This is a genomic window from Xylanibacter rodentium (assembly GCF_013166575.1).
GTDB classification, from domain to species: Bacteria; Bacteroidota; Bacteroidia; order Bacteroidales; family Bacteroidaceae; genus Prevotella; species Prevotella rodentium.
Genome location: NZ_JABKKE010000003.1, coordinates 93853 through 109116, shown reverse-complemented (window position 1 = coordinate 109116; position 15264 = coordinate 93853). Strand labels below are relative to the sequence as shown.

Here is a 15264-nt window from a genome sequence, read left to right as displayed (position 1 = left end):
TAATTTTTGATTATTATTTGTAATTACAAACGCAAAGTAACTAAATTAAAGTGATAAATAAAAGAAATTTCGATGATTTTTTAATTAAACGTGCAATTTTATCGTATAAAATACCGATATTTGCGTATCAAATATTATTATGGTATGAAAAGAAAAATATCTTTATTGTTATTGGCGCTTCTTTTAGGGGCTTTTCAGACATGGGCACAGGATAAGAAATTCAGCGTCTATGCCGTAGGTTTTTACAATCTTGAGAATCTCTTTGATACTTGTCACGACGAAGGAAAAAGAGATTATGAATTTCTTCCCGACGGCACATACAAGTGGAACGGAAGAAAATATACTCACAAACTGCACAATCTGGCGCGTGTGCTGTCAGACATGGGCACCGATATGATGCCAAAGAACATCGGTTGTGCAGTGATAGGTGTGAGCGAGGTGGAAAATGCCAAGGTGCTCGACGACCTCACGGCCCAGCCGGAACTTGCAGCCCGTGGTTATAAATACTGTCACATCGAAGGTCCTGATCGTCGCGGTGTTGATTGTGCCATGCTTTACAATCCCAGACTTTTCACCGTGCGCGATGTCAAGCTCGTTCCCTACGTTCAGGAATTGGAGAAAGACAGTGCTTTCTATACCCGCGGTTTCCTCACCGTGAGCGGCACAATGGCCGGAGAGCATGTCACTGTCGTAGTCAACCACCTGCCAAGTCGTTTCAGCGGTTCGTTCTATCGTGAGTCGGGCGGCCGTCAGCTCCGTGTGCTCAAGGATTCACTGATTAAGGACGATCCCAACGTGAAGATACTTGTGATGGGCGATATGAACGATGATCCTATGGACAAGTCGATGGCCGAGTCGCTGGGAGCAAAGCGCGAAATAAAGGAGGTCGGCGACAGCGATATGTACAACCCGTGGTGGAACGTACTGGCCAAGGAAGGCCGTGGTACGCTGATGTACAACGGTGCTTGGAATCTCTTCGATCAGATAATCCTTTCACCCTCGTTGCTATGCCGTGACGGCAAGAAAGACTATTCGACGCTGAAATATCTGAAACATCAGATTTTCCGTCGAGACTATATGATCCAGCAAGACGGCAAGTACAAGGGCAGTCCGCTGCGTACACATGCCGGTGGCGTGTGGCTCGACGGGTTTAGCGACCACCTTCCCACTATAGTATATTTGGTCAAGGAGCAGAATAGCGTGAAATAACCATATTGTAGCAGTGACACACTCGACATGAATTTTGGGGAATATAGCGGTTTTTGACTTTAAGAGAATCTGAAGAAAACCGCTATATTCGTATCATACGTACAACATCATAATCATAACATAATGAAACATTTCCTATTGTCTACACTTTTACTGACCTCTCTCGGCATAAATGCCGAACCAGCGTCTGACACTCTTTTCGTCTATCTTAAGAGTGGCGGCTTCAATGCTTTTCCGATGTCTGTTGTCGACCGGCAGACAACAGAAGAAGGATGTATTGTCGTACGTACTGCCACAGGTGAGGATTTTTCATATCAACTCACAGATGTGGCCAGTACGTCCTATACGGGGCCTGTGGAGACGTTGCCTTCCATCACATCGTTCGGCATACAGAGCAGGCATAACGATGAAGTATATGAAGACATCGGGTCAACCATTACCGATGATTCGGTAATCACTGTATCGGTGCCAACCATAGGCAGATGGCTCACTCCGTCTTTCGAACTGTCCGACGCGTTTGCCTCGGCATACATAGATGGTATCAGACAGCAGAGCGGGCTGAGCCGTAACAGCTTCCGGTCGGACAGAACATACGTTGTTGCACGTCCCGGTGAGTTTATCTTTACCCGGACGGGAACGGGTAGCAGTGCAGCATGGTCTATGTTGCCCTATGGCCGGCGCTATCGTGTGACGGCCGACTGGCTTGTGGATCGTTCCGACAATGTGCCGCGAATGGATATAGACATAGATAACGGAGAGATGGTGAGCAGCAAGGAGGTTTATCTTTCGGCCAGACTAACGATAGACGGAGCGGGAGTGTTCCCCTCGATGGCTGCCACTGATGTACAGATAAAGGGCCGCGGTAATACCAGTTGGAGCAGCAACCCTTGGGACAAGAATCCCTATCGTCTTAAATTTGTGAAGAAGCAGGCACCGTTCGGGCTGAAAAAGGCCAAGAGCTGGGTGCTTCAGGCCAATAGTCAGTCACGCTCGATGATGGCCAATGCCGTGGGGATGAAGATAGCGCGTATGGTGGGTACGGCCGCGGCAAATCATGTGATACCCGTGGAACTTTACATCAACGGCAACTATCGTGGCAGTTATGTATTCACGGAAAAGGTCGGCGTGTCGGCCAACAGTGTCGATGTGGAAGATGAAAGCGTGGCCGCGTTGCTCGAACTTGACACATATTATGACGAGGCATACAAGTTCAGAACCGACCGTTATAACCTTCCCGTAAATATAAAGGACCCCGATTTAAGCGAGAACGAGACCCGTCTTGCATTTGATGATATAAGGAAAGACTTCAACCGCCTGACCGATGCACTTTACCGTAAGGAGGACATATCGTCGCTGGTAGATGTGGATATGCTTGCACGCTATCTGATGGTTAACGACCTTATTGTCAACTATGAGATACAGCATCCAAAGAGCACTTATGTATATAAGGCCGACTTGACCGATGAAGCCGGCAAATATGTGTTCGGGCCGGTGTGGGATTTGGACTGGGCATTCGGTTACGAGACCAATAAGAACTATTGCACTGTTGACCAAAAGGTTGATTTCTGGACAGCAAAATCCAACAAGATGGAGGCATGGACGTTTATACGCGATTTGCGCCAAAATACCGGTGAGGTTGTCGACAAGGCATATTATAAGGTCTGGACGGATTTCATGGACAATCATTTGCAGGAAATCAGAGATTATTGTGGTGACTATTACCGTTATGTCCTTCCTTCGTTCCAGCATAATGCGTCGGTATGGGGCGACGGAAACGGATACGCTTCGGTGAGCGGCAATATGAGTTCGTGGATAAACACACGTGCAAGACACATATATTCCAAACTGACTCCCTACGACCTTACAGAACCGGACGACCCGGGAACAGATGGTATCGTAAACGTAAGCCGGCATGGTGGTGAGGCATCATGTGTAGATGTGTATAGCTTGTCGGGCATTCTTATGCTGCGCGACGTTCCGATAACTAAATTGCGCGGTTCGTTGCCCAAGGGCATATATATAGTCAATGGCAAGAAGTTGAAGATTTAAAAAATATAAAATCCGAAGCAATATGAATGCAGAGAAGCATCCGTTGAGTCCTTTTTTGCCGTTGGGTGCACGGGTACTGATGCTGGGAAGTTTTCCGCCGCAGCGAGTGCGTTGGTCGATGGATTTCTTTTATCCTAATTTTCAAAACGATATGTGGAGAATACTCGGATATATATTTGCCGGTGACAAGAACCATTTCATCTGTCCCGGTGAAAAAAGGTTCGACCGAGAACGGATTGAAGCATTTTGCCGTGAACAGGGAATAGCGTTGTATGACACTGCCGAAGAGGTGGTGCGGTTGAAAAACAATGCTTCAGACAATTTTCTTCAGATAGTGCGTCCTGTAAACCTGGCCGCTCTGCTTGAAGCTATTCCTATATGTAGCTCGATTGTTGTTACAGGACAGAAAGCCGCTGAGACCTTGAGTGGCATTATAGGAGTTGAAACTCCTCAAGTGGGCAAGAGTATAGAAGCTGATTTTGCAGGACGCCGGTATACGATATGGCGCATGCCGTCGTCTTCAAGGGCCTATCCGAGGCCGATAGAGTGGAAAGCAGAGTTTTACCGTAAAGTCTTCGGACTGTAGATGACATAATATATAATCAATATTAGAAATATGACAATAATAGGAATTGCAGGTGGTACAGGTTCAGGCAAAACCACCGTCGTGAAGAAGATAGCCGAGGCGCTTCCGCCACACTATGTGGCTGTGGTGCCGCTTGATTCGTATTATAATGATACCACAGGTATGACTGACGAGGAGCGTCATTCGATCAATTTTGATCATCCGGATGCTTTTGACTGGAAGTTGCTTACGGAGCATATCAAGATGCTCAAGGCCGGTTTGGCCGTCGAACAACCCACTTATTCTTATCTGAAATGTAACCGTCTGCCGGAAACTGTGCATGTGGAGCCGCACCCGGTGATAATAATCGAGGGAATAATGACATTGCTCAACAAACGTCTGCGCGAGATGATGGATTTGAAGATATTTGTGGATACGGATTCTGACGAACGCCTTATACGCAATATCCAGCGTGACGTGATAGAGCGTGGGCGTACGGTAGACATGGTGATTGACCGATATCTGAAAGTGCTGAAACCAATGCACGAGCAATTTATCGAGCCAACCAAGAAGTATGCAGATCTCATTGTTCCGCTCGGTGGAGAGAATAAGACGGGAATAAGCATTCTCAGGTCATATATAGAAGGGATTGTCACCAATGTGCGACAATCTTGAAAAATCATCAGACCCATATTCTTGTATTTGGCTGCATGAATTTATCCATAAATACAATTTTCTGCGGCAAAATGCAAGAATATGGGCCTACACTAAGAGATGGAGATGCCTTTTTTTAAATTCACCTCCAGCCATTCTTTCGCTTATTCCTTTTTGGCAGAGTCGTCTTCCATATAGTTGTCACCGGGATTATGGGCATCGGTTGTTGCCGACTGCATCATGGTCTTTTCGAAATGCCGGCGGTCGGTATTGATTTTAAGTGCGTTTATCACTTCGGTAACTCCATATAGCAATAGGCTCCAGCCTATAATGATCAGTGGAGCGCTTGCAATCCATATAGGATGTACTATTGCAACCAGTCCGATAATAAGGACAAGTGCCGGACTTATCCAGAAAAACAGCGGTATACGTTTTATCTTACCTGCCGAGACGAGACATACCATTTGGTTGACGGCCCCTAAGATAAGTATTGCTCCGAGAATGTATGCCATTGTGTCGATAACAAAGTTGGGACGCAAGGACAGAAACAGTCCGAGGATAATGCTGCCCACTCCGACGATAGGAAACGGAGGTGATCCTCCGGCAATGACATTGCCGTTTGAGTCTATGACTGTAGTGCCGCCAGTGTTGCGTCTTTCACTGATATATATTGCAACGGATATGATACCGGACAATAGAAATAGTACTCCGATGACTATTACAATCCATGTTGCTGTGACATCGGGATATTTTATGAGCAGGCCTCCGATGATGACAGAGCAGGCCGCGCGGAAAATAGAACTTTGAAGTACTTTCATAATTAATAAGATTTTTGTTCGTTTTATTTTATAATAAACTCTTGTTTGTATTTGGTAGGCTCTGTATGTCCTCAATTTTTGTATGTTGCAAAAATACGGAATATATCTGTAATGACACAATATTTTTAATACTTTTGCAGAATAAAAACGTTCATTTTATTTTAGTATTCTTACGATGAAAGTATAAAGAAGGATGAATTCTTTTTTTGATACAGGCCTTGCTGTTTTCAATATATGTCTATTCTACAGATTTGCTACAGTCTTTTGACTGCTCTCAATAAATAAAAAGGGAAAGACATGCCGGCTTGCATGCTTTCCCTTTTCTTTCAGATTGTATTAACGATTTAAACTTATACGGATGTCTGCTATTTATTGTTTTCTCATACTTATCTGTGTCCTCCGAAACCGTTGGATTTTCCGGCTTTATCAGCTCTGCCATGACTGTTGGATCTGACGCTTGCACTTGATGTGCGTATGCTCTTTTGTGTGTTCGTCGGTCGGCTTATTTTGGTATTGTTGCCCATATTGCCTCTCGAAATTTTCGTAATGCGATTGGCCGGTGCCGGTCTCGATGTGGTTGTGTTGTGTATGCGTGTGCTTGTTATTTTCTCTTTTCTTGATGAATTTATTGTGGCACTGTTTTTGGGCATTTCTGCTTGTTTCTTTGTTGCCGTGGTGAATGTCATGGTCCTGTTTCTCTCCGGCATCTTTATGTTGTGTTCATTTGATGTGCTGCGGTTTCCGCCAAACCGGTTATTGTCTTTCACCGACGGTTTGTTGCCATGGTTAAACGAGTGTTTGTCGTCTTTATTATGGTTTTTATTGTTCACGGTGATGTGTGTCGAACTGCCGCCTGTGTGGTTGTTTTGTCTATGGTGTAAATCACCTTTGTTCCAACGGTCGCGCATGCCGTGGTGTGATGCACCGTTGTGCTTGAACTCATGCCTGTGCTTGTGATAGTAGCTTCGTCCTCCGTTGCTGCGCCAGCTGTGGCCTCCGCGATAGGACACATATACTGTAGGGCGTGCAAAATAGAAGTAGTCGCGTCGCGGATATCGGGCATATATTCCGAAATGCCAGTAGCCTGCATTCCAATATAGCGGACGATAGAAATATGTGGCTGCACAGAATGCGTTCCACTGCCATTCGAGAAGAATGTGCCCGAAATCGGTGTTTCGGCGTGTCCAGTATGTGCCGTAAAGGTCGTCGCGGCTTGCCACGCTCATCAGATAGTCGAGATTAATCTCATAGGCGGCATCATATTGACGGTCGTTCAGGTTGAGTTCGTATGCCATCTTGTCTGTAAGGAAGAGTGCTTCTCTGCGTGCCTGCTCGTAGCTCATGGCCTTTACCGATACTGCTATCGTCAGTATGGTTATTATTGTCATCAATATCCTTTTCATAATTGTGATGTTTTATGTGGTTAAACTCTTTTTTATTGTCTCTGATGCAAAGTAACATCAATTTTTGAATCTATGCAAGGGATTTTCCCTAAGTAGCTGTGGGATTTTCCCTATATGATGTGATTGTTTGAGTGCCGGAGTATGACAGTCCGGTAAATTTTTATGCACATCATGGTCCGTTCTTGTTTCTTTTTTATTACCTTTGTGGGGTCTTAATCCATGCACGTGATTTTGTTTCACGTTGTTTGAAATGGTAAATACGGACTTCACAGAGTTTGTATGTATCTTTAAGAGTGCATCAAAAGTCAATTCTATATGCAGCGTTTTTGTAAACTTGTGACATTAAATATGTTTGTGGCTATGATAACCGGCTGCGGAGCGGTCGGCTATGCGCAGGAGACAGGTCAGCGGGAAAAACCGTGGAAGAATCTTGAGTATAGGGCCGGGCTGCAGACCACCATGTCAAATGGCAACACCCCGTTGTGGATCAATGCCAACAGACATGGATTGAGTTCGCTTGAGGAAGTGAACGGATATGTGCGTGGTGCGGTGGAGCGCCCTCTGCGTCGTGATTCGGCTTTCCGTTGGGGGATGGGTTATGGCGTGGACATGGCCGTTGCGTATGGTTTCACGAGCAATGTCGTAGTACAGCAGGCCTACGTTGAGGGTCGTTGGCTGCATGGGGTTATTACAGTCGGAAGCAAGGAATATCCCATGGAACTGAAGAACAACAGTCTGTCAAGCGGTTCGCAGACTTTCGGCATCAATGCACGCCCTGTCCCTCAGGTGCGCATGGCTCTGCCTGAGTATTGGACAGTTCCGCTCACACGTGGGTGGCTACACCTGAAGGGACATGTCGCTTTCGGCCGTATGACCGACGACAATTGGCAGCATGATTTCACCGGTCGCCGTAATAAGTATGCCGACAACGTTCTTTATCACAGTAAGGCTGGATACCTGAAAATCGGCAACGATGATGTGTTCTGTCCGTGGTCGGTGGAGATGGGGCTGGAGATGGGAACACTTTTCGGCGGTACATCGTATGTCCCTGCCGGTGGAGGAACAATGAATGTATTTGAAAACGGGACCGGACTGAAAGCTTATTGGAACGCCTTTATTCCAGGCGGTTCTGACGCCAATGAGACACAATACACTAACTTTGAGGGTGATCAGCTGGGCAGTTGGATGATGCGTGTCAACTATGAGAATGAAATTTTTGGTGCGCATTTTTATGTGGATAAGTTCTTTGAAGACCATTCGTCCATGTTCCAGCTCGACTACAACGGATATGGAACCGGAGAGGAATGGAACATAAAGAAGAAAAGCAAGTATCTTCTTTACGACTTCAAGGACTGGATGCTTGGTGCGGAGGTCAATCTGAAGAAAGGAATTTGGTTGCGTGATATTGTGTTCGAATACATTTATACCAAGTATCAGAGTGGTCCGGTATATCACGACCGCACTCCGTCAATGAACGATCATGTGGGCGGGCGTGACAATTTCTATAACCATGGCATATTCACAGGGTGGCAGCATTGGGGACAGGTCATCGGAAATCCTCTTTACCGGTCGCCTGTTTATAATAAGACAGGAACCATAAATGTGGACAACAATCGTTTTATGGCCTTGCATCTCGGATTGGGTGGCGCTCCATCAGACAATGTGAGCTATAGGCTTCTGGCGACATACCAGGAAGGGTTGGGCACATACGACAAACCTTATACCCATGCAAAGACAAACGTTAGTGTGATGGCAGAAGCAACATACGCGTTTAACGGCAGAAGACTGAAAGGCTGGAGTGTCCGCTGTGGTTACGGAATGGATTTCGGAGGTATCCTCGGAGATAATTACGGTGCGCAGATTACTATATTGAAAACAGGATTATTGTCATTATGAAAACAATAAAGTCTATTATCGTCATGGCATTTGCAATATCGGCCATGATGTCGTGTGAGATAGAGACATCCGGCAACGGAGACCTTGACGGCTTTTGGCATCTTGTGCGTGTGGACACACTGTCAACAGGAGGAATGTGCGACATGTCGGGCAGACGTGTTTTCTGGAGTGTACAGGTAGGTATTCTTAATGCCACAGATTATGACAGGTATCATAAAGGATATCTGTTCCATTTTGACAAAACGGATTCTTCTTTGCATATATTTGACCCATACAAGGACAACCGTACAGAAGGTGACATCAAGATAGAGGATCCGTCGGAACTGTATCATTTGGGTATAAATGCCATTGACGAGACTTTCATCATCGAACAGCTTGAGGGAAGCCGCATGACACTTGTCACTGACGTGCTCAGGCTCAGCTTCAGGAAAATGTAATCAGATCTTTTTTCCAGCGACAATACTCAGAAACGTGTTTACAAGTATTTTGGCATCAAACCACCATGAGTGATGTTCCAGATAGTACAAGTCGAATTCAAGACGCCGCAACATCTTTTCCATGGTATCCGTATAGCCGTTGTATAGTGTGGCATATGAAGTCACTCCGGGACGTATCTGATAAAGATAAATATAGCGGGGGTCGTGTTCCATTATCTGCCGGATGTAATATTCTCTTTCAGGGCGTGGACCGATGAACGCCATGTCTCCTTTTATCACGTTCCACAACTGCGGTAATTCGTCAAGATGATGGTTGCGGAGATATCGTCCGGTCCTTGTCAGCCGTGTGTCGTTTTCTTGCTGGCACAGTTCCGGTTCGTTCTTTTCCGCATCCACTTTCATGCTTCGGAACTTATATATATAGAAAGGTTTGCCGAAACGCCCTATGCGTTCCTGCTTGAATATGGCCGGCCCTTTGTCTTCCATACGCACGGCTATGTAGCAAATGAGAAACAGCGGGGAGAAGAAAACAAGGCACAGGCAGGCTATAAGGAAGTCAATCGTTCGTTTCAGACATCGTTCCACCGTGTTCATGCCGTCGTATATATGATCTGTTTTGTTTCCCATTTTTTCTTTTTCGTACTTTCTATATGTCCGTATAATGGCATCTGATGGATTCCTTTTTATTTTTCAGTGTCCAATACTTCGTATTTGGAGTGATTGCTTTTATATTCCGGTACAATCTTTTTCATCTCCGTTACGGTCTTCATATCGTCATACTTATAGCTTTCGGCTATCAGTATGTCTATCATATTCTTCACTTTGTTGAAATCATACTCTCTGACCGTTGCTATTTTTATCTTCTTGTTGAATGTCGGTTTGGTTATCTCTTGGTCGTTGAGCACTTCCTCGTACAGTTTCTCGCCGTCTCGCAGTCCTGTATATTTTATGTCGATGTTGTTGGCGCCGCTCAGCTTTATCATGCGTCTTGCCAAGTCTGCAATCTTTACCGGTGCACCCATGTCGAATACGAATATCTCTCCTCCGTGTCCTTTCGTTCCGGCTTCGAGCACGAGTTTGCATGCTTCGGGTATGAGCATGAAGTATCTGAAGATGTCAGGATGGGTCACTGTCAGCGGCCCTCCGTTCTTTATCTGTTCCTTGAACAGCGGTATCACCGATCCGTTTGAGCCGAGGACGTTGCCGAAACGTGTTGTGACGAACTGTGTAACACCGTTCTTGCTGTTGTTCTTGATGGCCTTGTCGAGACTTTGCACATATATCTCACAAATGCGCTTGGAGCATCCCATGACGTTTGTCGGGTTTACGGCCTTGTCGGTCGATATCATGACAAATTTCTTTACGCCGTATTTCACCGACAGATCTGCTATTATCCTTGTTCCGTTAACGTTGTTCTGGATGGCCTCGCATGGGTTGTCTTCCATCATCGGCACATGCTTGTAGGCCGCTGCATGGAACAGATAGTCGGGCTTGTACATCTTGAAGAGCGTTTCCATGCGGCTTTGGTTGCATATCGACGTGACAATGGTTTCGGACTTGATGTGCGGATATGTCTTTTTCATGAACAGGCGCATGTCGTGCTGAGGGGTTTCCGCCTGGTCTATCATTACAATTCTCTCCGGCATGAACTCGGCCACCTGACGTGCTATCTCGCTGCCGATGCTTCCTGCCGAACCGGTTATCATGATGCTCTTACCGCGCAGCATGTCACCGACAGCCTTGAGGTCTGTCTGTATCTCGTCGCGCGGCAGCAGGTCTTCTATTTCGATTTCTTTCAGCTGATTGGTTGAAATGTCGCTTTTACCGTCCCATTCGGTTGTGGTGTTCATTATAAGTATGGATATGCCGGCTTCTATCAGCTGGTCTGCCATTACGGGATTGTTGGCAAGTGCCTTTTGTTTCAGAGGTGAGATGAGCAGTGTCTTGACATTCAGTTCGGTCATCTTATTCACGATGTTGCTGTCGTTTCGGTACACTTTTATTCCCATCAGCTCTTTTCCCACCATGTCTTCAGCGTCGCTTATGAAGCCGTACAGCCTGAACTGTCTTGTCTCTTCGGTGTTGATGGCGCGGGCTATGCTCGTCCCTCCGTTCTTCACACCGTAGATGAAAGCCGGTTTGGCTGCCTGGTCCATCCGGTAATACTCGAACATGTATTTGACGATCATGCGTGCCGTCCACATGATTACTGTGGAGAGGACGAACGTCGATGCCAGTTCGCGCATCCTTATGGGCACGAACCAATCGTCGAAGTTGAAGAATTGTCTTAGTATGGCAATGATTGTCACTCCGATGAAATTGCCCATTGCAATTCTGCTTATATCGGAAAACGATGTATATCTCATCACTCCCGAGTAGGTGTGCATGGCTCTGAATCCGATGATATAGAATATAAGGTAGAAAGACAGCGTGCCCACTATGGGCATGAAGTTGTCTGATGTCATTTCGGCGCCATGGTCAAGTGTGTAGCACGTAAGTCCTGAGAATATGACAACAAGGCAGTCAAAGATAAAGACGCACCAATACGGCAGGGCGTCTTTTGAGAAATACCAATGTGACAGTTTGTTTAATATGCTCATCTGCTTGTTCTTTCAAGTTATATGATTTTCTTAATTGTCAGGAATATAATCTTGAAGTATTCCCTTAAATTATGATTCTCGATATACCGCATGTTAAGCCTTATCTTGTCGGGCATGATTTGTTCCACATATACTTTGTCCGGGTCGTCAGCCTGCCCTAATATTACGTTCTCGTCCGCATACTTTATGGAGGCGTAGTCTGTGATACCCGGTCTTATGCTCAGCACGCGCCGTTGTTCGTCGGTATACATGTCTGTGTATTTCCTTACTTCCGGTCGCGGCCCCACCAGACTCATATCGCCTTTCAGCACATTGAACAGTTGGGGCAGCTCGTCGATTTTGTATTTGCGGATGAAGTAGCCCACGCGTGTTATGCGTGAGTCGTGTCCGCCTATGGTTATCAGTCCCTGCCTGTCGGCTCCGATGCGCATCGAGCGGAATTTCAGAAGCCTGAATCCCGCGCCGTCTTTTCCTACACGTTCCTGACAATAGAATCCTCCGCCCTTGCTCTCAATCCTTATCATTACATAGATAATGAAGAAAACAGGCGATAGGGCTATCATTCCGAGCACGGAGAAAAATATGTCGAACAATCTTGTCAAAACGCGATGTCTGTGAAATTCTGTAATACAAAATCTGCCTGTTCGTCGGTAAGCCTTGTATGCAGCGGCAATGTTACTTCGTTGCAGAACATGTCGTAGGCATTCGGGTAGTCGCTGATGTCAAAACCCATGGCCTTGTATGCTGTCATCATGGGCAATGGCTTGTAGTGAACGTTGCAGGCTATTTCTCTCTTTGCCATTTCCGTTATCACATGGTTACGGTAGTTCTCGTCTTTGCCGAGCAGCCTGACGAGATACAGATGGCCCGACGAACGGTGGTTCGGGCCATAGTGTCCGAGCACCTGTACATCGTATTTTTTCAGCGTCATGTCATATCTCTCTATCAGCTGGCGGCGGCGCTCCAACAGTTCGGGGTAGCGCTTCATCTGTATAAGTCCGATGGCGGCCATGACATCTGTCATGTTACACTTATAGGCGGGCGACAGGATATCGTATTCCCATGCTCCGAGCTGTGTCTTGGCCAGTGCGTCCTTGCTCTGTCCGTGCAGCGACATGAGCTGGAACTCCTTGTACAACAGTTCGTTGTCGAAGCCGTCAGTGGTTTTCCACGTCAGTGCTCCGCCTTCGGCTGTGGTGAAATTTTTCACTGCATGGAAACTGAACGATGTGAAGTCGGCTATGCTTCCCACCATTTTACCGTGCCGGCAAGCCCCGAAAGCATGTGCGGCATCCGCCGCTATGACCACCCGGCCTATGGATTTCTGTATGTCGTTGGACGGCCTGAACAGGTGGCGCTTGCTTTCAACAGCGGCCATGATCTTGTCGTAGTCGCACGGAACTCCGCCCAGGTCGACGGGAATCACCACCTTGGTACGCTCGTTGATGGCATCCGCCAAACGGTCGTAATCCATCTCCCACGAGCCTTTCCCAGTGTCTACGAGCACCGGTCTGGCCCCTACGTGGCACACCACACTTGCCGATGCCGTGTATGTATATGCCGACGTGATGACTTCGTCGCCCGGTCCTACGCCTAATATTCGCAATACGAGTTCGAGACATGCCGTGGCAGAGTTGAGGCATACAGCTTTTTCCGTGTTGCAGAAAGCCGCAATCTGCCGCTCCAGTTCTTTGGTTCGTGGACCGGTAGTTATCCATCCGGACAGCAGCGCGTCGCGCACTTCGTCTGCTTCTGCCTCCGTTATATCAGGTGGTGAAAATGGTATCTTCATTATACTTGCGTTTTTTATCTGTTTGATTCTACGTTAAACTTCTTGTTCATCAACACTTTGTATATGCCTTTCAGATAGCCGCAGCCATAGCTCATGTGTATTACAAGGAACACATATGGCAGAAGCACCGTAAGGGTGGGGCGCTTGAGAGATAACGAATGTTTGAGGCCAATGGCGAGACCGATGGCAAAATACAGTGCCAGTACGGTGATATATGCATAGAGAATCAAGTCGGACAGCATGCTCATTGCTCCTCCGGCGATTATGCCGAGTACGAAGAGCATGGGAAAAAACTGTCTCATACTGGCCGGACTGCCCAGCTTCTTGTTGACCAATGGCTTGTATAGTCCGTATTGGTAGTACATCCGGCTCATCTTGCCGATTGTGTCGCGTGCGGTATAATTGATGACAAGTTGTGGTATGAGATATATCTTTCCGCCGTGATTTGTCAGGCGGGCGTTTAACTCATCGTCCTGATTGCGCGTAAGGTCGGTGTCGAACAGGCCTATTCTGTCGAAGACGTCACGCCGGTAACACCCGAACGGTACGGTGTCGGCAAGCATTATGTCGCTTGCGCCTATCTTGTGTCTCGAATTTCCCACGCCAAAAGGGTGGCTTGAGGCTATGGCTATGGCATGGCAGATGGCGGTGTCTCTGGCCGGCACCGTGTTCCAAACGGCACCGACGTTGTCTGCTTCCAGGCTGTACAGGTATCTTACCAGCGTCGACACGTAGTCGGAAGGATAAGTGCAGTGGCCGTCTATTCTGATGACGACGTCACCGTCAGACTTCCGTATGCCTTTGTTCAGGGCGTATGGCACCGTATGGTGCTCATTGTCAAGCAGGCGGATGTATGGTGCACGGCGGCTGTATGCCTTTATTATTTCGGCTGTGTTATCTTTGCTTCTTCCGTCGACAAACAGCACCTCCATAGCTTCTTTCAGGTAGTCTTGGGCTATGATGGACTCTATACATGTGCTGATGTATCGTTCTTCATTATATACAGGACATATTATCGTTACCTTTGGCTCTGCCATGACGGTTGTCTATCGTTTTTTTATTTCATGTTTATACATATATGAAACGCTTGCCGTTGCCCTTTATTGCATATCGTATTCATATTTTTTCATTCGTTGGCAGCATGCTGCCGCATGGTTGAAGCGACACCGTGAGGTGTCGGCCGTATGCGGTCACATGGTGGTCACCATTCGTACTCTTCCGTAAATCCGTCGTATACGGGCTTTTTGTCCCATCCGCATGCTTCGCAGACTGCACGGATACGTTCTTGTATGGCGGGTGGGATAGGGATGGCGCCACGGCGGTAGGTGAAGAATTTGGTGCGTCCCAGGTCGTTGATAAGGGCATTTCTTACGGACTGCTCCGTCTTGCGCGGCATTTCGTCAAAGAACAGAGTCATTCCTACGGCCATTTTCTGCTTCTTGTTGCTCTTGAAATAAGGACATTCGTTGTCTGTTGTTTTCGCGTATCGCGGATTTAAAATGCTTACAACCGGCATGTCCTCGGGTGTATGGTCTTTGATTATCCATCTGAGACATTGTTTCCGTGTCGGGCATTTGTCGTTGTAGCACAGCAGATAGCTTTGGGCATGTTTGGCGAAAAGTTCGTTGTCTGTCATTGTTTTGCAGAATTTAAGTATAAAGGAAGACAAAGGTAAGGGTTTTATTTGACAACACAAAAAAATAAATGCGGTTTCATTGTTCCTGCTTTATTTTGTGGAGGTTTTTGCATTTGCGGCTTTGATGTTATTCTGATGGATCTTCGACATTATCATAATCATATCCGAAACGGTTCGTTCTATACCCTCATTGTCATGTCGTCAT

The 15264-nt window shown here is 46.7% G+C and carries 14 protein-coding genes; 6 read left to right on the top strand and 8 right to left on the bottom strand.

What is annotated here, in order from left to right; all coding sequences use genetic code 11:
• Positions 1-144: 144 nt before the first annotated feature.
• The 4 genes from HPS55_RS03080 to udk all read left to right on the top strand — a co-directional run bounded on the left by HPS55_RS03080 (position 145) and on the right by udk (position 4498).
• Complete coding sequence (locus HPS55_RS03080; RefSeq protein WP_172175873.1) at positions 145-1209, top strand: endonuclease/exonuclease/phosphatase family protein; 1065 nt, start codon at positions 145-147, stop codon at positions 1207-1209.
• Positions 1210-1332: 123 nt separating this feature from the next.
• Complete coding sequence (locus HPS55_RS03075) at positions 1333-3258, top strand: CotH kinase family protein (RefSeq protein ID WP_172175871.1); 1926 nt, start codon at positions 1333-1335, stop codon at positions 3256-3258.
• A 22-nt stretch (positions 3259-3280) separates the two neighbouring features.
• Complete coding sequence (locus HPS55_RS03070) at positions 3281-3844, top strand: uracil-DNA glycosylase family protein (RefSeq protein WP_172175869.1); 564 nt, start codon at positions 3281-3283, stop codon at positions 3842-3844.
• Positions 3845-3874: 30 nt separating this feature from the next.
• Entirely contained in the window at positions 3875-4498 is a 624-nt protein-coding gene (udk, locus tag HPS55_RS03065; RefSeq protein ID WP_172175867.1) for a uridine kinase, read from the top strand.
• Between the two features lie 143 nt (positions 4499-4641).
• Here udk and HPS55_RS03060 read toward each other — a convergent pair whose 3' ends face one another.
• The gene (locus tag HPS55_RS03060) at positions 4642-5295 is read right to left on the bottom strand and encodes an HdeD family acid-resistance protein (protein WP_172175865.1); all 654 of its coding nucleotides are present in this window, start codon (positions 5293-5295) and stop codon (positions 4642-4644) included.
• A 386-nt stretch (positions 5296-5681) separates the two neighbouring features.
• Positions 5682-6698 carry a hypothetical protein gene (locus HPS55_RS03055; RefSeq protein ID WP_216653116.1) on the bottom strand — a complete coding sequence of 339 codons (1017 nt, stop codon included), beginning with the start codon at positions 6696-6698 and terminating at the stop codon, positions 5682-5684.
• 315 nt (positions 6699-7013) lie between these two features.
• Here HPS55_RS03055 and HPS55_RS03050 point away from each other — a divergent pair, with 315 nt between their 5' ends.
• On the top strand, positions 7014-8594 hold the full coding sequence (locus HPS55_RS03050; RefSeq protein WP_172175863.1) for a capsule assembly Wzi family protein: 1581 nt from the start codon (positions 7014-7016) through the stop codon (positions 8592-8594).
• Positions 8591-9031 carry a lipocalin-like domain-containing protein gene (locus HPS55_RS03045; protein ID WP_172175861.1) on the top strand — a complete coding sequence of 147 codons (441 nt, stop codon included), beginning with the start codon at positions 8591-8593 and terminating at the stop codon, positions 9029-9031. The genes HPS55_RS03050 and HPS55_RS03045 overlap by 4 nt, the downstream gene beginning before the upstream one ends.
• Here the strand turns inward: HPS55_RS03045 and HPS55_RS03040 are convergent, their stop codons facing one another.
• The 6 genes from HPS55_RS03040 to HPS55_RS03015 form a co-directional block, all read right to left on the bottom strand.
• Positions 9032-9658: a sugar transferase gene (locus HPS55_RS03040; protein WP_172175859.1), complete on the bottom strand. Its 627-nt coding sequence runs from the start codon at positions 9656-9658 to the stop codon at positions 9032-9034.
• A gap of 56 nt (positions 9659-9714) precedes the next feature.
• A complete protein-coding gene (locus HPS55_RS03035) occupies positions 9715-11631 on the bottom strand; it encodes a polysaccharide biosynthesis protein (protein WP_172175857.1) in 1917 nt (638 codons plus the stop codon).
• Positions 11632-11648: 17 nt separating this feature from the next.
• Positions 11649-12233: a sugar transferase gene (locus tag HPS55_RS03030; RefSeq protein WP_172175855.1), complete on the bottom strand. Its 585-nt coding sequence runs from the start codon at positions 12231-12233 to the stop codon at positions 11649-11651.
• Positions 12230-13426 (bottom strand): DegT/DnrJ/EryC1/StrS family aminotransferase, encoded by a 1197-nt coding sequence (locus HPS55_RS03025; RefSeq protein WP_172176219.1) that lies wholly within the window; start codon positions 13424-13426, stop codon positions 12230-12232. Before HPS55_RS03025 ends, HPS55_RS03030 begins: the two co-directional genes overlap by 4 nt.
• Before the next feature lie 11 nt (positions 13427-13437).
• On the bottom strand, positions 13438-14460 hold the full coding sequence (locus tag HPS55_RS03020) for a glycosyltransferase family 2 protein (RefSeq protein ID WP_172175853.1): 1023 nt from the start codon (positions 14458-14460) through the stop codon (positions 13438-13440).
• A 164-nt stretch (positions 14461-14624) separates the two neighbouring features.
• Positions 14625-15059 (bottom strand): DUF6078 family protein, encoded by a 435-nt coding sequence (locus tag HPS55_RS03015; RefSeq protein WP_172175851.1) that lies wholly within the window; start codon positions 15057-15059, stop codon positions 14625-14627.
• Positions 15060-15264 lie beyond the last annotated feature (205 nt).

Coding starts and splice junctions, on each gene's coding strand:
- HPS55_RS03060 (WP_172175865.1), bottom strand. CDS start 5,295: ATGAAAGTACTTCAAAGTTCTATTTTCCGCGCGGCCTGCTCTGTCATC.
- HPS55_RS03035 (WP_172175857.1), bottom strand. CDS start 11,631: ATGAGCATATTAAACAAACTGTCACATTGGTATTTCTCAAAAGACGCC.
- HPS55_RS03075 (WP_172175871.1), top strand. CDS start 1,333: ATGAAACATTTCCTATTGTCTACACTTTTACTGACCTCTCTCGGCATA.
- HPS55_RS03045 (WP_172175861.1), top strand. CDS start 8,591: ATGAAAACAATAAAGTCTATTATCGTCATGGCATTTGCAATATCGGCC.
- HPS55_RS03015 (WP_172175851.1), bottom strand. CDS start 15,059: ATGACAGACAACGAACTTTTCGCCAAACATGCCCAAAGCTATCTGCTG.
- HPS55_RS03080 (WP_172175873.1), top strand. CDS start 145: ATGAAAAGAAAAATATCTTTATTGTTATTGGCGCTTCTTTTAGGGGCT.
- HPS55_RS03070 (WP_172175869.1), top strand. CDS start 3,281: ATGAATGCAGAGAAGCATCCGTTGAGTCCTTTTTTGCCGTTGGGTGCA.
- udk (WP_172175867.1), top strand. CDS start 3,875: ATGACAATAATAGGAATTGCAGGTGGTACAGGTTCAGGCAAAACCACC.
- HPS55_RS03050 (WP_172175863.1), top strand. CDS start 7,014: ATGCAGCGTTTTTGTAAACTTGTGACATTAAATATGTTTGTGGCTATG.
- HPS55_RS03040 (WP_172175859.1), bottom strand. CDS start 9,658: ATGGGAAACAAAACAGATCATATATACGACGGCATGAACACGGTGGAA.
- HPS55_RS03020 (WP_172175853.1), bottom strand. CDS start 14,460: ATGGCAGAGCCAAAGGTAACGATAATATGTCCTGTATATAATGAAGAA.
- HPS55_RS03055 (WP_216653116.1), bottom strand. CDS start 6,698: ATGAAAAGGATATTGATGACAATAATAACCATACTGACGATAGCAGTA.